Here is a 19,344-nt window from a genome sequence, read left to right on the forward strand (position 1 = left end):
AAGTGCCTGGAAAGCCTTAACGGCAAAGATGATGGCAAAGAAAGAAAAAAAGACCCCCGCTACACCCAAACCACGTGTGCACAAAGAGCTGCAAGGGTTGGATATCACCATCGACCAGTTTGGGGAGATCAAGTCGAATATGAACATTGAGAAACTCAATGAGTTTCTCGATCAGAACGTAGACGACAAAAAGTTGGCTGAACGAGAGGATTATGACGAGATGAAAAAGGGGAAGAAGAAAAAGTAGTAATGACACGAATTCGGCCGGGCTTTTTTATTTTAGTGATTCAAAAGCCTAAAGCCGATGCGATTCTATCTTCTTTTTGTACTCTCTTTATTTTTACTACCGGCAGCTGTCGCACAAAAGGTATGGCCGGCCCCGCTGATTCTCACGCCTGAGAAAACAGCCTTCCAAAAAACGTCTACATGTCAAGAGGTGTCTTCGTTTCTCGAAGCTATCTCGAAGCTCAGTTCCGAAGTAAAGATTGTCTCCCTCGGCAAAAGCCCCGAGGGGAAAGATATACAGATGGCCATTCTGTCACGCAACGGCTTTGCCACACCTGCGGCCGCGAAGAACAGTCATAAGGCGATTGCCTATGTACAGGGAAACATCCACGCCGGCGAAGTGGAAGGGAAAGAAGCGCTGATGATGTTGATGCGCGACATTCTGCTGGGTGATAAGAACCGTCTGCTCGATAGCCTGATCTTACTTTTTGTCCCCGCCTATAATACCGACAGCAATGACAAGATGGAGAAAGGCCGCCGCCCATCGCAGGAAGACAGCCCGGTGGAAGTGGGTATACGGGAGAACAGCCAGGGCTGGGATTTGAACCGTGACGGTGTGAAGCAGGAAGCTGTGGAAACACGTGCGTTATTTTCTTCTGTGCTCAATACCTGGGATCCACACGTTTTTGTCGACCTGCATACGACCAATGGCACGTGGCATGCATATTCGCTGACGTGGGCACCTGGCTATCTATCGTCCGGGAACTCGTCGGTGTATCAGTATACCAACGACCGGATGCTCCGCACGATCACGCTGCGCATGCGCGAGAAATATGATCTGCAAACCGGTCCGTACGGCGACTATGACTTGCGGGAAGGTTGGCCGGTAAAGAATTTTTATACCTATAATCATCATCCTCGTTACCTGATCAATCAGCTTGGCCTTCGTAACCGGATTGCGATCTTAAGCGAGGCTTTTGCCCACGAGCGCTTTTATCAGCGCATATACTCTACCTATTCTTTCGTTACCGAGATCCTGGATTATACGCAGGAGCATGCACACGAGATCTTACGCATTACCCAAACAGCCGATGACGCAACGGTGCGCAAGTTTGCTACGCAGGCGGGGCAGACGAAGGCCGGCGTGCGGTTTAAGATGGTGTCGGGCGAAGTGATCAACAATTTTCTCACCTACGACTATACCGGCGCAAAAAAAGACAACGGTACGATGGAGTGGTTTCGCGCAGGTAACATTGTGCGATATGATGGCGTGCAGTATTTCGCGCAATTCCAACCAACAGTAGAGAGCACCATTCCGCGGGGATATATCATTCCGGCGGCGCACAGCACGCTGGCGTTGCATTTACAGCAGCTGGGCATTCGTGTAACGAAGTTGCCAAAAGGTAAAACATTGAAAGGAGACGTCTTTCGAATAACAACATTACAGCGCAGTGCACGCAAATTTGAGGGCCACCTGATGGCTACGGCCGAAGGTACGTTTGAAAAGGTATCCCGTAAGTTTCAGGCGGGTGATTACGTTGTCGACCTGGCACAGCCGCTGGGAAATCTGGCTTTTTACATGCTTGAGCCTCAATCGGATGACGGGTTTATTACCTGGAATTTCTTGGACAGCTACCTGGAAAAAGCCGGGATCAACAACCACGCAGTGGAGTATCCCGTTTTTAAGTACTATAATTAAACCAAACATGACCAGATCACACGAAATCGACTACCAGATTAAGGGCGAGAGCATCCAGATTGTAGAAATCGAGCTCGACCCGCAGGAAACCGTTATCGCGGAAGCAGGCGCTATGCTCTTTATGGAAGATGGCATTACGTTCGAAACCAAAATGGGCGACGGTGCCAATCCCAATCAAGGTATTTTTGATAAGCTGTTGTCTGCAGGCTCGCGCATTATTACCGGTGAGTCGCTTTTCATGACGCACTTTACCAACCGCGGCAATCGCAAAGCCAAAGTAGGTTTTTCGGCACCCTATCCCGGCACGATTATACCAGTTTCACTGGCCGATAGCCCCGGCCATGAGTTGATCGTACAGAAGGACGGCTTCCTCTGCGCTGCGTATGGCACGAAGTTATCGATTACGTTTAACCGCAAGCTCGGTTCGGGTCTTGTCGGTGGCGAAGGTTTTATTCTGCAAAAACTGCAGGGCGACGGTAAGGCCTTCGTGCACGCCGGCGGTACCCTTATTGAGCGTACGCTGAACAACGAGACTTTGCGTGTAGACACAGGGTGCGTTGTAGCGTTTGAATCGCAAATTGACTTTGACGTGCAGACGGCCGGTGGTTTACGCTCAATGATCTTTGGTGGTGAAGGTATATTCCTGGCTACCCTGCGTGGTACGGGTAAGGTATGGCTACAATCCATGCCGATCCGCAAACTGGTGCAGGCGTTGGCACCTTACGGTCGTAATAGCAGCAAGGAATCTGGTTCCCTATTAGGTGGGCTGTTTGAAAGTTAATCGCATCGCTGGCACAAGCAGTATTTGCTGTTAACTTAGTAGCAAATTATACGGATGAAAATTGGATTGATCAGGGAGGGTAAAGTCCCACCCGATAAACGGGTACCTTTTACACCTGCACAAACAGAAGAGATCCAACAGCGTTTTCCCGAGGTGACGATCATCTGCCAGGAAAGCCCAATCCGCTGTTTTGAAGATAAAGAATATCGCGACCACGGCATCAGCGTACAAGCTGATGTCCGTGATTGCGATGTGTTGATGGGAATAAAAGAGGTCCCGATCGATAAGCTGATCGACAACAAGACCTACCTATTCTTTTCACATACCATCAAAAAGCAGCCCTATAACCGCAAGCTGCTGCAGGCTGTCCTGGCCAAGCGCATACGGCTGATCGATTACGAAGTACTGAAAGATAAACTCGGCAACCGGCTTGTTGCCTTTGGCCGCTACGCCGGTATTGTTGGCGCCTACAATGGATTGTGGACATACGGCAAACGGTATGGCACATTCTCACTGCGACGAGCACACGAATGTTTTGATGTGAACGACCTCAAGCTGGAGCTTCGCAAAGTAAAGCTGCCCCCCATCAAGATCATTTTGACGGGCGCGGGCCGCGTAGGCAAGGGCTCGATGGAAACACTCGATAGCGCCGGCATCCGCAAAGTGGGGGTATATGATTTCCTTACCAGGAAGTTCGACGAACCGGTATACGTTCAGCTTAGCAGTGCCGACTATCACGCCCGTAAAGAAGGCGGAGCTTTTAACAGGGAGGAGTTCCATGTGCATCCCGAACGGTATACATCTTCCTTCATCATCTTTACGCAAGTGGCCGACATGCTGTTGGCGGGTGCTTACTGGAATCCCAAAGCCCCCGTGCTCTTCACGCGTGAAGATATGCTGGCACCGGATTTCAAAGTGTCTGTCATCGCCGACATTACGTGTGACATCGATGGCTCCATTCCGAGTACGAAGCACGCGACGACCATTCCCGACCCGCTGTACGATTATGATCCTGCAACAGATCAATTACATCCACCATTCTCCAATGAAAAGCATATAACCGTCATGGCGGTGGACAACTTGCCTTGCGAGCTGCCGCGCAGTGCCTCAGAAGAGTTTGGACAGGACCTCATCAACCGCGTGCTGCCGTTGCTCATTCATGCTGATCAAGACGACATCATTAAGCGCGCAACGATTGCCGATCAGGGGCGTTTAACAGACGCCTTTAATTATCTCCAGGATTATGTAGACGGAAAGTAGTCTCACGGAAGACCATGCTCTTAATCATTCCATGATAAAAAGTCTTTTCTGCCTGGTTCGATAGGCCAGCGGTGCCCAACATTCCCTGCCAATCGGAAATACGTGAAGCTTCTATATTGCTCACTATTCTAAAGAATAAGTACATACTCGTTAGCAGAAGCTTCTGCCATAGTTTCGTTGGCTTGACAAAGTCCGTAACAAGCCATAAGGCTTCCGGCACGAGCAGCGATCGTAAGCGTGTGATGATTCTCTGCAGCGACTGTTGTGTGAAGAGGTCGAGATAAAAGTTGGTAATGACGACAGTAAATGTGGGCACGGGCATTTCTACACTCTCCGTACCACACAGAAAAGTGACCCGTGCAGCATTGTGCACGCGCTGCCGTGCCAGTTCGACCATTCTTTCGGATGCATCAACATATACTACCCGGCACTGAGGCTTTTGTTGTAGCAGGGTTTGTAACAACTCGCCCGAGCCACCGCCCACGATCAATACCGTTGCATCGTCAGGAATTACATGCAGGAAGTGGTGTTGGGATTTGATCAGATTTTTGCCAAATACCACTGAGGCCAGAGCATCATACACCGAAGCAATGCCATTAAAGTCGTTAACTGTGTGATCTTTCATGGCAATGTATAGAATAACAGTATGAAGAAAATGGCATCGCCCAAAAGGCGAAAACGATCGGCCTTTCGAAAGAAGTCAGGTCTCAAGAAGATGCCTAGCAGCACACTATCGGCTGCCAGGAGGCAAAGCGAGGCTTTTAACTCATGAGAGAAGAACGTTAGCATGCCCGTGATAATAAAAAGCACACCGATAATGATGCGTGTTCGATCAAGCCCCACGATAGTCACAAACGAGCTTCGCTTGTCGCGGGCATCAAATTCATGATCAAACCAGGAAAACAGGAGCAGGTTCGTGAGCGCTAACAGGAAGAATTGCAGGAGCAACACCCATGGCCACGTGTAATACGGCACACGTGTAACCATGATCGAAGGCAGCAAGACACCTATGGTATACATCAAGGCAATAAAAATCTCCTTAAATATCCTGGTGTATTGCTGCACCAGCAAATATACACCTACGACTGCGATCAGCACGACGCCGCCTTCCAGTACCGGTCGACGAATAAAGAACACGATCAAGGCATCCAGTAGTACCGCTAGGATTACGCAGGGCACAAGAATACGATAGTGCCGTTGGTGAAACTGATGCCGCTCGGTAGACGCGCTACCAATTACTTTCCGCGCGTCGAGCAAATGGTCGGTGGTGTATACCACCCAGACAGTAAGACCCAACGACAACAGGCCCTGTGTGTAAATGGTGATGTTGAAAATCCTGGCAAAAAACACGGCACTGCATAAGGCGCCCAGTACCACGTCGATGCTGAGGAGATTGAAAAACCGGTATATGCGGATCAATCGTTCCATAAAACAAAAAAGTCCTCTGAGGTATCAGAGGACTTCAATGTTACGAAAAATATCATTAGGCAGACTTGAGTGCTTCTGCACCGCCCACGATCTCGAGGATTTCCTTGGTGATGGCCGCCTGACGGGTGCGATTGTACGTTAGGCGTAGCTGTTTTAAGAGCTCACCGGCATTGTCAGTTGCCTTGTCCATGGCTGACATACGTGCTCCGTTCTCAGCAGCATTGGAATCCAACAGCGCTTTGAAGAGCTGAATCTTCAGCGACTTGGGAATCAATCCGGTGATGATCTCTTCCTGGTCCGGCTGATAGATGTAGTCGATCTGGTTAGATAACTGTGTGTTGTCGGTTACAGGCGCTACGATCGGTAACACTTGCTCCGTGCGCAGGATTTGTACTGCTACGTTCCGGAACTCGTTATATACCAACTCTACCTTGTCGTACTTACCGTTCTTGAAAGCTTCCATCACATACTCCATGGCATTCGATACGTTGCCGAATGTCAGTGCGGAGTACAATGTGGAGAAGTCTGTTATAGTAGAGACCCCACGTTTAGTAAAGAATTCTGTTGCTTTTCTACCGATCGGCAAAATCGTAACGTTACCAGCAGCAAATTGCGCGCTGTATTTCTCGTCGATCAGGCGCAGTACACCTTTGAATACGTTGGCATTAAAAGAACCACAGAGACCGCGATCAGAGCTTACGGAAATGATCAGGATCTTTTTCTCTGCGCGTACCTGGCTGTACCAGTGATCGGTATCGCCGTCGGTCTGAGCGGCAGAAAGATTTTTCAGGATGGCGTTAAGCTTTACAGCAAATGGGCGCATCTGGGTGATCCTATCCTGCGATCTACGCAATTTTGCCGCCGCCACCATTTTCATGGCTCGGGTGATCTGCTGCGTAGACATAACGGATGTTATTCTGCTCTTAACTTCTTTTAAACTCGGCATACAGGTATTTGCGTCGGGGTTCTATAATTAAGCTCAGTATTTGCTTGATAGGTCGGCTGCTACTTTCTTAATGATCGCAACATCCGCATCTTCAAATTTACCAGCACGAAGGTTATCCAGCACCTGACGGTGGGTGGCGCGCAGCAGTTGTGTAAAGTCCTTTTCGAATTCTTTCACTTTGTTTACCGGCACGCGGTCCATGAAACCACGTGTAGAAGCGGTAATGATCGCTACCTGCTCTTCTACAGGTACCGGAGCATATTGATCTTGTTTCAGAATCTCGGTGTTTTTTCTTCCGCGTTCGATCGTCAGCTTGGTAGCAGCATCGAGGTCAGAACCGAATTTCGCGAAAGCTTCCAGCTCGCGGAATTGTGCCTGGTCGAGTTTCAGCGTACCTGCTACTTTCTTCATCGACTTGATCTGTGCCGAACCCCCTACACGTGATACCGAAATACCTACGTTGATGGCCGGACGAATACCAGAGTTGAAGAGGTTGGTTTCGAGGAAGATCTGACCATCGGTGATCGAGATCACGTTGGTCGGGATATAAGCCGATACGTCACCTGCTTGTGTTTCAATGATCGGGAGGGCCGTCAGCGATCCACCACCTTTTACCAGGTGTTTGATCGACGCCGGGAGGTCGTTCATGTCGCGTGCGATGGCATCGTTGTTGATGATCTTAGCCGCACGCTCGAGCAGACGGGAGTGCAGGTAGAATACGTCGCCCGGGTATGCTTCACGTCCGGGGGGTCTTCTTAGCAGCAAAGAAACTTCGCGGTAAGCAACTGCCTGCTTAGACAAGTCGTCATATACTACCAGGGCCGGGCGGCCGGTGTCGCGGAAGAATTCGCCGATCGCTGCACCCGTGAAGGGGGCGAAGAACTGCATCGGAGCTGGGTCAGAAGCCGAAGCCGATACAATCACGGTAAAGGGGAGAGCCCCGGCTTTTTCTAACGCTGCGACTACAGTTGCTACGGTCGATGCTTTCTGACCAATCGCTACGTAGATACACAGCACAGGCTGGCCCTTTTCATAAAATTCTTTCTGATTGATGATGGTGTCGATCGCCACGGCAGTTTTACCTGTTTGACGGTCGCCGATAATAAGCTCGCGCTGACCACGACCTACAGGGATCATGGAGTCGATAGCTTTAATACCGGTTTGGAGCGGTTCGTTCACAGGCTGACGGTAGATTACACCCGGCGCTTTACGCTCGAGGGGCATTTCATACAGCTCACCAGAGATAGGGCCTTTGCCGTCTATCGGAGCGCCCAGTGTATCGACCACACGGCCAAGCATACCGTCACCTACTTTAATCGAGGCGATCTTGCCGGTACGTTTTACAGTATCACCTTCGCGGATGCCTTTCGATTCACCCAACAATACCGCACCAACGTTGTCTTCTTCAAGGTTCAGTACGAGGGCACGAAGACCCGTTTCAAATTCCAGCAGCTCACCGGCCTGGGCTTGGGTAAGACCATAGATGCGCGCCACGCCGTCACCAACAGTGAGGACGGTGCCGACTTCTTCCAGTTGTGCTTCTGTGCGGGACTGAGAAAGTTGCTCGCGCAATATTGCTGATACTTCTTCCGGTCTGATCTCTGCCATAATATCGTTAATCGTTAATTGTTAAAGTAATGGTGTACGGATGGGTTAGAATTCTTTGATGTATGGATTGTGGCTGAACTGCATTTTGAGGGCATTCAACTTACTCTTGATGGAGGCATCTATCTGCTTGTCTCCTACCTCCAACACAAATCCTCCGATCATCTCGCTGTCGACGACCTCTTTGAGCTCGACTTGCTTTTTGTCGCTCAGACCTTTGGCAATTCTTTCGATCTCAGCACGGAGCGTAGCATCCAGCGGAACTGCCGTGGTAATGACTGCGGCGCCAATGCCTTTATATACGTTGTACGCAAGATGGAATTCGCGAGCAATAGCCGGCAAAAGCGGCTCACGGTTCTTCCTGGTGATAATGTCGAAGATCGCCATCGTCAGCGGATGTACCTTGCCGTTGAAGATACGCTCCAGTATGTCGCGTTTCTTGTCATGCTTCACAATGGGGTTTTGAAGCAGAAGTACGAACTGTCGGTTTTCCGCACAAACTTTAGCAAAAAGCTGCATGTCTGCGTGTACCGCGTCCAGAACATTCTGTTCAACCGCCAGACCGAGGAGGGACTTTACATAGCGCGATGCTGCCCGTAAATCACTCATGCTTAGTTAACTTTAATGTCTTTAACGTAGTTGGCTACAAGCTCTTTCTGAGCTTTGTCGTCGGCGAGGCTCTTTCTCAACAGCTTTTCGGCTACTTCGAGAGAGAACAGGGCTACCTGCTCCTTTACTTCCCGGAGGGCGGCTTGCTTCTCTATGTTGATGGCGGCGCGTGCTTCGTCGATAATTTTGTCGGCTGCTTTTTTAGCGTCAGCCTGAGCTTCTTCCTTCATGCGGTTAGACGCCTCGCGGGCTTCGTGCAGAATCCGGTCACGCTCTTCGCGGGCAGCTTTCAACAACTTCTCATTGTCTGACTTCAGCGCTGCTATTTCCAGGCGCGCTTTTTCGGCAGTCGATAAAGCGTCCTGAATAGACACTTCACGCTCTTTGAGAGAAGCGATGATGGGCTTCCAGGCCAGCTTGCTCAGTAGAAAGAATAGACCTACGAAGATGACTAACTGCCAAATGATAAGGCCCGTACCGGGGGTAAGAAGTTCCATAATATGTATATAGTCTGGTGTAGTTTCAACATAAAGAAACCTGCCCGGCCAAACGCCTAAAGCAGGTTTCTAAAGCTTTTAGCCTTTGAACGAAATCAGCAGGCAAATTACAAGCGCGAAAAGCGCAGCAACTTCGATCAGCGCGGCGATGATCAGCATCGCACCCTGAATCTTACCAGAAGCTTCAGGTTGACGTGCCATGCTCTCCATTGCAGAGCCACCGATTTTACCGATACCCAGACCTGCGCCAATTGCTACAAGACCTGCACCGATGCCAGCGCCCATGATTGCATAGCTGATGTCCAATAAAAGTGCTAATGACATAATTGTAAGTATTTAAATTGTGTGTATTAAAGCCCGGCGCCGTGTTACCGAAACCGGGATATCTTAATGCTTAGTTAGTGATGATCGTCATGTTCATGTACCGCGGTAGCCTGACCAATGTACAGCGACGAGAATAGCGTAAATACATAGGCCTGAATACCAGCCACCAATATCTCGATCAGGTTGATGAACAATGCCACCAAGCTTGACGCGATACCGACCGAATAGCTTTGGAAGATGAATGTCAGGGCTATCAAGCTTAGGATCACAATGTGGCCAGCCGTGATCGCCACAAAAAGACGTACGGTCAGTGAAATGGGCTTGGTGAAGATGCCGATGATTTCCACGGGCAGGATGACGATGCGCAACGGCAGCGGCACACCTGGCGTCCAGAAAATGTGCGACCAGTACGAGCGGTTCCCATTCACGTTTGTAATGATGAAGGTCAGCACGGCCAGTACCAACGTCACGGCAATATTGCCAGTCATGTTGCTTGCGCCGGGCAGCAGGCCCAGAATGTTACCAAACAGGATAAAAAAGAACAGGTTCAGCAAGTACGGAAAGTACTTTTCGTAGTGGGGGCCAATGTTGGGTTTCACGATTTCGTCGCGCACAAACAGAATGACGGGTTCAAAGAACGATTGAATGCCGCTGGGAGCCTTGCCCGTGTTCTTTTTGTAACCTTTTGCCACTGCGGTAAACACCAGGATGAGTACAATGGCATTGATAAAGAGCATGGCTACGTTCTTCGTGATGGAAAGGTCCAATGTACTGGCGCCGTTTGCCAGCACAACTTTATGGTGCTCGAGTTTGTAGCCGTTGTAACCTTCCGCCTTCAGGTTGTGATGTTCGTCATAGAAATTGCCGGAAGAGAAAGCCTCTATGCCGCGTTCAGAAGAATAAACAATGACGGGAAGAAACAGCGTGCCACTGTGGCCGCTCCAAAAATGCCAGCTGTGATCGTCTACTACGTGGTGGATGATCACCTCACTTGCGTTGAACTCTTCCTTTTGCGGTTTTTCGCCGTTCTCGTATTCGTCTGCTTCCTGTGTGTGTTCATGTTGCGCGCTGGCAACAGAAAAAAACATGGCTAACAGTAAACCAAGGATCGAAATTCTTCGGAAAGTGCTAGAGAAAACGCTCATTTGGGCTTATTTCGGAGGCTTTTTAATTCCGACCGCAAAGGTATTAAATCTCCTCCCACAAAAAAATGTTTTGGAAAATTTTGGGCTTTTAGTAGTAGTGCTCAAAACCGCGAAATGCGACGATAGAGGAAGGAGATTTCCAGGACGGTGAAAATGGCATAAACCGCCATAAAAAAGACCACATTGGCGGTGGCGCCGGCTTTGTCCTGTAGCACCACAAACACATTGTAGACGCCGTACGCCAGCAATTTGACCGTCATCGTGAGCAGATAGAGCTGGACAAAATACTCCGACTTATCGACCCTGTAAAGATAGCGGTAGATCAGTGCGGTGCTGAACGCCAACAGGATGAGCGTTTGGTAAAAGAATGAGGGCAACGCGAGCCATTGCTGTTGCCAGGCGAGCAGGGTTGCACCGGCGATCACTGCGGCGGTAATTAATAATACAAGGACGAAACGAATCAAGGGTTGTCGCGTTTTATCGACCGGTACACCTGGAACATCATTCCGCCGAAAGCCAGAAAACCAAAAAGAAGCATGAACGCAGGAAAATTGAGAGCCAGGTACTGATCAAGCGTATAGCCTAACCAGCCAAGCAAGCCGATAGCGCCAAACAGTTGGATTGCCAGGCCGCTGTATTTCAGATAAGTGTTAGACGGTTTTGATTTCAGGTTGGGTGATGGATCGGGTGACTCCATTATTGTTCTCAGCTCCTATTTTAATGTCTTTTATTGCCGCGCCCATCTTACAAGAACCGTTAAATACGGCACCAGGCTCTACGACCATTTTGCCAGTAACAATATCGCCGTTGATGATGGCCGTGGCTTTCAACACCAGCAACTCGGTAATTTCGATTTTTCCTTTTACTTCACCCTCAATATCAGCGTTTTGGGCAATGATATTGCCTTGTACGTGCGACTGATGGCCCAGGGCCACCTTTGACTTCGATTTGATATTGCCAGTAACTTTGCCTTCAATCCGAATATTGCCGTATGTTTCGATGTTTCCCTCCAGGTAAGTGCCTTTCCCGATGGTATTGCTTGAGTTGCTGATCTCATCGGCAGCGCGTTTCTGTTCTTTTGAAGTTAGCATGACATTCTGGTTTAAAAAGTTACAAATTCTTCCGGGTTCAGGGAGTTCCCATTATACCACAATTCAAAATGCAAATGTGGACCGTTGGTAAGCTCGCCACTATTTCCCACGATAGATACGATCTCGCCACCATTGACAAAAGTACCAACTTTTTTCAAAAGTTGGGCATTGTGCTTGTATACAGAGATGAGGTTGCCTCTGTGTTGCACCATTATTACATAGCCGGAGTCTTGTGTCCAGGATGAAAAGATCACTGTACCCCCAGCGATGCATTTAACCGGCTCGTTGGCTTTCGCCACTATATCTACACCGAGGTGCCCTTTGGCTACGTTATAGGTGTCGGATATATATCCCGTGAGGGGCGAGTAGAAAAAAGTCTCTTGTAGCTCCCGGTATCTAACGTTGGTTAACGGCGTCACTGATAAATCGGACTGCTCAAATTCCCGTCGGAATGTCGAATCGATCGACGACGCGCTCAAATTGGCGGCGGTTGGTTTTGTAAGAGGCTGTGATTCGTTGCGCAATGCCTCAGCAGGATCTTTGAAATTGGTCGTGTCGCCACTGAGTACACGCTGGAAGTTAGCAATGAATTGGTCTTTACGATCGATCTCGAGCGCCAGCGAATCAACCTTTTGTGCCAGTTCAAAGAGCTGCTGGTTTAAGACCATTTGTTCGTGTTTAGGATCGAACCATTTTGCCAGGATGGTCTTCGACATAAACAGACTCATGATGAATAGCCCGGTAAATAAAATCACCGAAAAAAGAATAACTTTCGAATAGGTGAATCCCAGGCTGGTTTTCTCGGCAAAGTTTTCTTCGTTGCGAATAATCAGTTGATACCGGGTCGTAAGCCAGTTCGATAATGTTTTTTTCGGTTTCATCCGCTATGGAATAGTTTTTAAGATCGTATGCGCTGCTCTCTGCTAAGGATTGTCAAATTGAACGGCCTCATGCCCTGGGGCATTTCAAAATATTCTACTTTTTTGCACAAAATTAGATATTCCAGCTTATTTAAGTATAGAATGTTGGATTTTTGCGTTTTACCCTCACAAATAGCAGGAGTTTGAAAAATATTGTCTACTACCTCGTTGTTCTTTTGACGCTCATGCTGCTGAACGGCTGTTCATCAGAAAGTCATTCCTGGACCAGCAAGGCTTATCATAATACGACCGCGCATTACAACGGTTATTGGTACGCGCGCGAAGAGCTCGACAAGATCGACAAAGATATTTGGGCCGCCTACGAAGACGACTACAATCGCATCTTGCGGTTGTACCCGCCGCTGGATTCGGCACAGGCAAAAGGCTATGACAAAGAAATACAGGAAGCCGTCAAAATGGCTTCTCTCGCCATACAACGGCATCCAAACAGCAAATGGGTAGACGACGCGTATATCCTCGTGGGACGTGCGCGTTTTTACAGCCTGGACTGGGGCAACTCTATCCAGACGTATAAATACGTCAACACCAAAGGCAAAGACCTGGACGCACGCCACCGCGCCATCATTCACCTGGTGCGCACCTTTACCGAACACCAGGAGTTCAACAACGCACAGGCCGCCATCGACTTTGTGCAGAAAATGCCGCTGACCAAGACGAACAAAAAACACTTGCTGCTGGAGAAAGCTTACTTCTACCAGATGCAGGGCGACCTGGACAAGATGGTCCGAAACTTAAGCGAGGCCGTGCCGTTGTTGAAGAAGCGTGACAAGCCCGGGAGAATATACTTTATCATCGGGCAGGTATATCAAAAGCTTGGCTTCGAAGCGGAGGCCTATAACTATTATAAAAAATGTATTGCCACCAACCCCGAGTACGAGGTGGATTTTTACGCCCGCCTCTACCTGGCGCAGGTAACGGAAATATCGCGGAGCAAGGACGTGAACGCCGCGCGGAAGTCGTTTAGGAGACTGTTGAAAGACGGTAAGAACAAAGACTTCAAGGACAAGATCTATTATGAAATGGGCGTGTTTGAGCTCAAGCAGAAAAACCTGGATGAAGCCATTGCCGACTTTAACCGGTCTGTGCGTGCCGGTAACAACAAACGAATCGACGGCGAAGCGTATCTGCGTTTGGGTGAGATTTATTATGACACACTCCGCCAGTACCAACTTTCACAAGCTTATTATGATAGTGCCATTAACGCCCTGCCAAAAGACTATGAGGGCTATGCGCGCATTAAAGCCCGGCAGGAGATATTGAACGAGTTTGTCAAACATCTGAATACCATCAAATGGCAAGACAGCCTGTTGGCCCTAGCTGCCATGGACACCGCCGCACTGCGTGCCCAGATCAAGTCCAACTTCGAGGCTAAAAAACGCGAGGAAGAAAAACGTGCCGCCGTCGAGAAGAAACGACGGGGTGGCAATCGCATCGATATTTCGGGCAATTCCAATCCAATCTTTGCAAACGAAAATGGTGAAGCGCAGGAAGTCGATTGGTACTTTGGCAACCCCTCGGCTATGGCCATGGGCGAGACGGAATTCAAACGCGTGTGGGGTAATGTGCCCCTGGAAGACAACTGGAGGCGGTCGCTTCGTTCCGCTACCGCGGACGATAATGAAGTGGACGAGACTGCCCCCGACGATCCGAACGTACAACAGCCCACCAACACGGCTCCGCCGGCCGACCCCGTGGCGGCTGAGTACGATCGCCTGGACCAACAGATACCCCGCACAGAAGAACAAAAACAAGAGGCGCTCGCCAAGATTGAAGATGCTTACTTCAAACTGGGAGACATCTATTATTTCAAGCTGCAAGAGCCTGAGAACGCGGTGACAACGTACAATACGCTCCTGAAACGATTCCCCGAAACCAAGCACGAGGCAGAAGTCCTGTATAAGCTTTATCTGATCTACAAAGACAGTGACCCAAGCAAGGCGGAACAATACGCCAGCTTATTGTTGAGTAAATACCCCGATTCTACGTTTGCCAAACTGCTGAAAAATCCCAACTACCTGGCAGAGTCGGAACAAGCCGGTGAAAAGCAAAAGGTGCTCTACAAAGATGCCTACAGCCGATATACCGAAGGTGATAACACTGCCGCCAGGCAGACCATCGATGAAGCGCTGGCACTAGGTCAGACGACGTTTGTGCCCAACCTGGAGCTACTGCAGGTTCTAATTATTGGCAAGACCGAGAACGTTGCGCAGTATCAGTACAGCCTGGAAGAGTTTATCAAGAAATATCCGGAAGCAGCCATTACAGAATATGCGAAGACGTTGCTGCAGTCGTCACGCGATTTCCAGACCAAGCAGGAGCGGCGCATGGGTATACAGTACATCCGCTCGCTGGAAGAGCCGCACTACTTTATCATGATTTACCGGAAGGATGAGAAGCTAAGCGACGTTGCGTCGGCCGTGCTGGACAAATTCAACCTGGCAAGCTTCAAAGACCTGGCGCTGAAAACCAGTAACCTTATTTTAAACGACGACTACGCACTGACGATGGTCTCGGAGTTGCCGCGTGTCACGTCTGCCATTGAGTATGCGCAAACATTTAAAGCCCAGGTTTCAAAGCTCACGGAGCTACAAAACCATAAATTCAATACCTTTGTAATCACAAAAGATAATTTCGATATCTTCTACCGAACTAAAGGTCTTGATGAGTACATCCAATTCTTCCAAAAAAACTATCCAGCGGAAGCTCAGTAGTCTCCTACGCATACAGCAACCCTGGTTTGGGAAAGTAGTAAAAGGTATCTGGATCTTATTCCTGTGCATAATCCTGGGATTTCCGCTATACGTTTTTTCGGTGGGGATCGATCTGTTCGGATTATTCGGCGGTATGCCCAGCCTGAAGGCTATCGAGAACCCGGAGAACGATCTTTCTTCGGAAGTTATCTCCGCCGACAACGTCTCGCTGGGGCGCTATTTCCGGTTTAACCGAAGCCAGGTAACATACGACCAGCTTTCCCCCAATCTCGTCAAGACACTCATCTATTCGGAGGACCATCGCTTTTACGATCACGCGGGCATGGACTTTTGGGCCTATCCACGGGTGGTCTGGGGGTTGATGACCTTCAACAGCAAAGGTGGCGGCAGTACCATTACGCAACAGCTCGCAAAAAACCTGTATACGCTTGACCTCGACGGCCCCCTGGCCAAACTGGGCAAAATCCCGCGTCGCGTTATTCAGAAAACAAAAGAGTGGATCATCTCCATTCAACTGGAAAAGAACTACACCAAAGAGGAAATCATTACGATGTACCTCAATACGATCGAGTTCAGCAGCAACGCCTATGGTATCAAAGTAGCATGTGAAACGTACTTCAATAAGTTACCCAGCGAGTTGAACGTGCAGGAGGCTGCTGTAATGGTGGGGATGTGTCAGAACCCTTCGCTGTTTAACCCGCACCGCTTTCCGAAGAATGCGCTCAACAAACGAAACGAAGTACTATATAAGCTCTACGATCACAAATTCATTTCGCGCGTCACCTACGACTCTGTTCGCGTCTTACCGATCGACCTGAAGTTTGCCGTACAAAACCAGAATCAGGGCCTCGCTCCCTACTTCCGCAACGTGCTGCGCAATGATTTGATCGCCTGGTGTAAAGAACATGGCTACGACCTGTGGGAATCGGGCCTCAAGATTTACACCACGATAGACAGCCGCATGCAACGCTATGCGGAGGACGCCATGCTCGAGCACATGGCCAAACTACAGAAACAATTTGACCGCGAGTGGAAACAACGCAGCCGCAATCCATGGGTTGATGAAGAGACCGGGCACGAGATCAAAGGCTTCCTCGACAAAAAGGTCAAACGCACAGAAGCTTATCGCAACCTTGTAGACCGCTACGGTGCCGGGTCAGACTCGGTGAATATTATGCTTCGTATCAAGAAGCCGATGACCATCTTTACCTACGCCGGCGAACGTGACACGCTGTTTAGCACGATGGATTCGCTGAACTATTACAACCGCTTTCTACAAACCGGCCTGATGTCGATGGATCCGAAGACCGGCGCAATCAAAGCTTGGGTAGGTGGGGTGTCCCATAAGTATTTTAAATACGATCACGTACGACAGGGGGCTCGCCAACCAGGTTCTACCTTTAAGCCCTTTGTATATGGTACCGCGATTGAGGCGGGTTATTCACCCTGCCTGGAGCTGCTCGATATCTCACCGACCATCAAGGTTTCCGGCGGTACCTGGAGCCCGTTAAACTCGGATGGCACGCGTGGCAGTGGCGAAAAAATGAGCATTCGCAAAGCAATGGCGCGTTCGATCAACTCCATTACTGCACAAATGATGGAGCGTGTAACGCCGCAGAACGTAGTGGACTTCGCTCATCGCCTGGGCATTACCAGTAAGCTGGATGCCGTACCGTCGCTGTGTCTCGGCACCAGCGATGTAACGCTGTATGAAATGGTGGCGGCGTATTGCACCTATGTAAACCTCGGCATCTATACTCAGCCTTACTATATCACACGCATTGAGGACAAAAATGGCAACGTGCTGGAAAACTTCGTGCCGAAAACCCGCCAGGCCATGGACGAGCGCACGGCCTATAAGATGATCTATATGCTGCAAGGTGGCGTACAAGAATCAGGTGGAACTTCGTTGGGCCTGAGCTATGACCTCCGGACCAACAACGAGATCGGCGGTAAGACCGGTACCACCGACAATGCCTCTGACGGTTGGTACATGGGCATAACACATAACCTTGTCACCGGGGCCTGGGTAGGCGGCGACGAGCGCAGTATTCACTTCCCGTCCTGGAGCTTTGGCCAGGGTGGTAAAACAGCCGCTCCGATTTGGGATAAGTATATGACGCGCGTATACCGTGACAAAGAGCTTGGCTACGGAAAAGGAGTCTTTAGAAGACCGGCCATGGGCCTTGATATAACGCTCGACTGCAGCCAACATAACAGCACCTCCACCGACGCGCAGGATTCAGAAGACGAGCAAGTCTGGCAGGTTCCGAATAATTAATTGCAGACATCCCATGGACGACATTAAAGATGCGGTAAGCCGGCTGCCGGAGTCTCCGGGGGTTTACCGTTTCTATAGTGCCGAAGACGTATTGATCTACGTCGGCAAAGCCAAGAGCATCAAGAAACGTGTCAGTAGTTACTTTTCAAAAAGCACGGGCGTAAACCGAAAGACTCTCCGACTGGTCTCTGAGATCCGCCGCATTGACTATACGGTATCGAACTCCGAATTCGATGCGTTATTGCTGGAGAACAATTTCATCAAACAAAACCAGCCCAAGTATAACATCCTCCTCAAGGACGATAAGACCTTCCCCTATATCTGCGTCCTGAAAGAACGTTATCCCCGCATCATCTACACGCGCAAGTACCTACCGGAGCAAGGAGAATATTTTGGCCCGTACTCCAGCGTGGTGGCCATGAAAAATGTACTGGAGCTTGTGCGCAAGCTTTATACCATACGCACCTGCTCGTTGCTGCTCAGCGAACAGAATGTAGCGCAAAAGAAGTTCAAGGTATGCCTCGAGTTTCATATCGGCAACTGCAAAGGACCATGCGAAGGTCTACAAGCTGAAGAAGCCTATATGGAAGAGATCAGTCAGGCGCGCTACATCCTGAAGGGAAACCTCAGCATAGTATACAATCACCTCAACGACCAGATGAAGGGCTTTGCGACCAACCTGGAGTTTGAACGAGCACAAGCTATAAAAGAAAAGCTTGACACCCTGGAACGTTTCCAGTCGAAGTCGCTGGTGGTAAACCGCGACGTGACCGACATCGATGTCTTTACCATCACGAGCATCGAAGCATACGCTTACGTTAACTATCTTCAGATTATAGAAGGCTCTATTGTCTTCTCCAAAACTGTTGAGCTCAAGAAAAAGCTTGACGAACCCGACGAGGAGCTGCTAAGCCTTGCCGTGGCCGAATTACGTGAGCAAACCAATAGCAAGAACGAGGTCATCCTCAGCAACGTGGACATCACGGTGTTGGAGGACGGTGTCGAAAACGTAGTCCCCAAGATTGGCGATAAAAAGAAACTTATTTTTCTGTCTCTAAAAAATGCACTGGAGCTTAAGAAGGAGAAAGAGATTTTCCGCGAAGGAAAAAAGACGAAACAACAAGAAGTGCTGATGATCCTACAGAAGGATATGAAGTTGCCTACGTTACCTAAAGTGATCGAATGCTTTGATAACTCCAACCTGGGGGGCACATCGCCCGTAGCTTCTATGGTGCGCTTTGTCGATGGCAAGTCCGAACGAAAGGGCTACCGCCATTTTAATATCAAAACCGTAGAAGGGCCAGACGACTTTGCCTCCATGAAAGAGATCGTGGGTCGTCGGTATAAACGCATCCTGGAAGAAGGCCAACCCTTGCCTGATTTGATTATTGTCGACGGAGGTAAGGGCCAGCTAAGCAGTGCTTGTGAGGCCTTAAAAGAGCTGAACATCTACGGCAAAGTGCCGATTGCTGGCATTGCCAAACGGCTGGAGGAAATATACTATCCCGAAGATCCGTTCCCGCTTCTCATCAGTAAAAAATCACCGGGACTGTTATTATTACAGCAGATACGCGACGAAGCCCACCGGTTTGCCATCACATTCCACCGTTTGAAGCGCAGTAAAAAACATTTCAGCTCAGCACTGGAAGGTATAGAAGGAATTGGTCACAAGACGGCAGAAAAACTACTGAAGCACTTTAAATCCGTGAAGAAAATCAAGGAAGCTTCGTTGGAGGAGATCGCCGCTATCATTGGCCAGAAGAAGGCCGAAGCGATGAAACGATAGACCTCGACAGGTCAT

General features: G+C 49.4%; 19 protein-coding genes. 7 read left to right on the forward strand and 12 right to left on the reverse strand.

Annotation, left to right across the window (positions count from 1 at the left end):
• The first annotated feature begins 31 nt into the window (after positions 1 to 31).
• From K7P01_RS11385 to K7P01_RS11400, 4 genes are read left to right on the forward strand one after another with little or no spacing between them, the layout of a single operon-like run.
• Positions 32 to 247, forward strand: a complete 216-nt coding sequence (locus tag K7P01_RS11385; RefSeq protein ID WP_254082877.1) for a hypothetical protein — start codon at positions 32 to 34, stop codon at positions 245 to 247.
• Positions 248 to 304: 57 nt separating this feature from the next.
• Entirely contained in the window at positions 305 to 1,924 is a 1,620-nt protein-coding gene (locus K7P01_RS11390) for a M14 family metallopeptidase (protein WP_267293023.1), read from the forward strand.
• Positions 1,925 to 1,931: 7 nt separating this feature from the next.
• Positions 1,932 to 2,705, forward strand: a complete 774-nt coding sequence (locus K7P01_RS11395) for a TIGR00266 family protein (RefSeq protein WP_267293025.1) — start codon at positions 1,932 to 1,934, stop codon at positions 2,703 to 2,705.
• Between the two features lie 54 nt (positions 2,706 to 2,759).
• Positions 2,760 to 3,965 (forward strand): NAD(P)-dependent oxidoreductase, encoded by a 1,206-nt coding sequence (locus K7P01_RS11400; RefSeq protein WP_267293027.1) that lies wholly within the window; start codon positions 2,760 to 2,762, stop codon positions 3,963 to 3,965.
• Here K7P01_RS11400 and K7P01_RS11405 read toward each other — a convergent pair.
• The 12 genes from K7P01_RS11405 to K7P01_RS11460 form a co-directional block, all read right to left on the reverse strand.
• Positions 3,931 to 4,590: a class I SAM-dependent methyltransferase gene (locus tag K7P01_RS11405; RefSeq protein WP_267293029.1), complete on the reverse strand. Its 660-nt coding sequence runs from the start codon at positions 4,588 to 4,590 to the stop codon at positions 3,931 to 3,933. The two genes, K7P01_RS11400 and K7P01_RS11405, sit on opposite strands and share 35 nt — an antisense overlap.
• Entirely contained in the window at positions 4,587 to 5,393 is an 807-nt protein-coding gene (locus K7P01_RS11410) for a hypothetical protein (RefSeq protein ID WP_267293031.1), read from the reverse strand. The genes K7P01_RS11405 and K7P01_RS11410 overlap by 4 nt, the downstream gene beginning before the upstream one ends.
• A gap of 55 nt (positions 5,394 to 5,448) precedes the next feature.
• Positions 5,449 to 6,339 (reverse strand): ATP synthase F1 subunit gamma, encoded by an 891-nt coding sequence (gene atpG, locus K7P01_RS11415; RefSeq protein ID WP_267293033.1) that lies wholly within the window; start codon positions 6,337 to 6,339, stop codon positions 5,449 to 5,451.
• A 33-nt stretch (positions 6,340 to 6,372) separates the two neighbouring features.
• The gene (gene atpA / locus K7P01_RS11420; protein WP_267293035.1) at positions 6,373 to 7,947 is read right to left on the reverse strand and encodes a F0F1 ATP synthase subunit alpha; all 1,575 of its coding nucleotides are present in this window, start codon (positions 7,945 to 7,947) and stop codon (positions 6,373 to 6,375) included.
• A gap of 45 nt (positions 7,948 to 7,992) precedes the next feature.
• Positions 7,993 to 8,553: an ATP synthase F1 subunit delta gene (gene atpH / locus K7P01_RS11425; protein WP_267293037.1), complete on the reverse strand. Its 561-nt coding sequence runs from the start codon at positions 8,551 to 8,553 to the stop codon at positions 7,993 to 7,995.
• A gap of 2 nt (positions 8,554 to 8,555) precedes the next feature.
• Positions 8,556 to 9,050 (reverse strand): F0F1 ATP synthase subunit B, encoded by a 495-nt coding sequence (gene atpF / locus K7P01_RS11430; RefSeq protein WP_267293039.1) that lies wholly within the window; start codon positions 9,048 to 9,050, stop codon positions 8,556 to 8,558.
• Positions 9,051 to 9,128: 78 nt separating this feature from the next.
• Entirely contained in the window at positions 9,129 to 9,374 is a 246-nt protein-coding gene (atpE, locus tag K7P01_RS11435) for an ATP synthase F0 subunit C (protein ID WP_254082335.1), read from the reverse strand.
• Positions 9,375 to 9,448: 74 nt separating this feature from the next.
• The gene (atpB, locus tag K7P01_RS11440; protein WP_267293042.1) at positions 9,449 to 10,462 is read right to left on the reverse strand and encodes a F0F1 ATP synthase subunit A; all 1,014 of its coding nucleotides are present in this window, start codon (positions 10,460 to 10,462) and stop codon (positions 9,449 to 9,451) included.
• Between the two features lie 158 nt (positions 10,463 to 10,620).
• A complete protein-coding gene (locus K7P01_RS11445; protein ID WP_267293044.1) occupies positions 10,621 to 10,983 on the reverse strand; it encodes a hypothetical protein in 363 nt (120 codons plus the stop codon).
• Entirely contained in the window at positions 10,980 to 11,216 is a 237-nt protein-coding gene (locus K7P01_RS11450; protein ID WP_267293046.1) for an AtpZ/AtpI family protein, read from the reverse strand. Before K7P01_RS11450 ends, K7P01_RS11445 begins: the two co-directional genes overlap by 4 nt.
• On the reverse strand, positions 11,170 to 11,610 hold the full coding sequence (locus K7P01_RS11455; protein ID WP_267293048.1) for a bactofilin family protein: 441 nt from the start codon (positions 11,608 to 11,610) through the stop codon (positions 11,170 to 11,172). The genes K7P01_RS11450 and K7P01_RS11455 overlap by 47 nt, the downstream gene beginning before the upstream one ends.
• An 11-nt stretch (positions 11,611 to 11,621) precedes the next feature.
• Positions 11,622 to 12,491, reverse strand: coding sequence for a M23 family metallopeptidase (locus K7P01_RS11460; protein WP_267293049.1), 870 nt, complete (start codon positions 12,489 to 12,491; stop codon positions 11,622 to 11,624).
• Positions 12,492 to 12,673: 182 nt separating this feature from the next.
• Here K7P01_RS11460 and porW point away from each other — a divergent pair, with 182 nt between their 5' ends.
• Genes porW through uvrC form a run of 3 tightly spaced genes read left to right on the forward strand, consistent with a single transcriptional unit; the run spans position 12,674 to position 19,329 of the window.
• Positions 12,674 to 15,262 carry a type IX secretion system periplasmic lipoprotein PorW/SprE gene (porW, locus tag K7P01_RS11465; protein WP_267293050.1) on the forward strand — a complete coding sequence of 863 codons (2,589 nt, stop codon included), beginning with the start codon at positions 12,674 to 12,676 and terminating at the stop codon, positions 15,260 to 15,262.
• Complete coding sequence (locus tag K7P01_RS11470; protein ID WP_267293051.1) at positions 15,213 to 17,543, forward strand: transglycosylase domain-containing protein; 2,331 nt, start codon at positions 15,213 to 15,215, stop codon at positions 17,541 to 17,543. Before porW ends, K7P01_RS11470 begins: the two co-directional genes overlap by 50 nt.
• 13 nt (positions 17,544 to 17,556) lie before the next feature.
• Positions 17,557 to 19,329 carry an excinuclease ABC subunit UvrC gene (uvrC, locus tag K7P01_RS11475; protein ID WP_267293052.1) on the forward strand — a complete coding sequence of 591 codons (1,773 nt, stop codon included), beginning with the start codon at positions 17,557 to 17,559 and terminating at the stop codon, positions 19,327 to 19,329.
• Positions 19,330 to 19,344: the final 15 nt, after the last annotated feature.

This window comes from Parachryseolinea silvisoli, from assembly GCF_021190955.1.
Lineage (GTDB): Bacteria > Bacteroidota > Bacteroidia > Cytophagales > Cyclobacteriaceae > Ohtaekwangia > Ohtaekwangia silvisoli.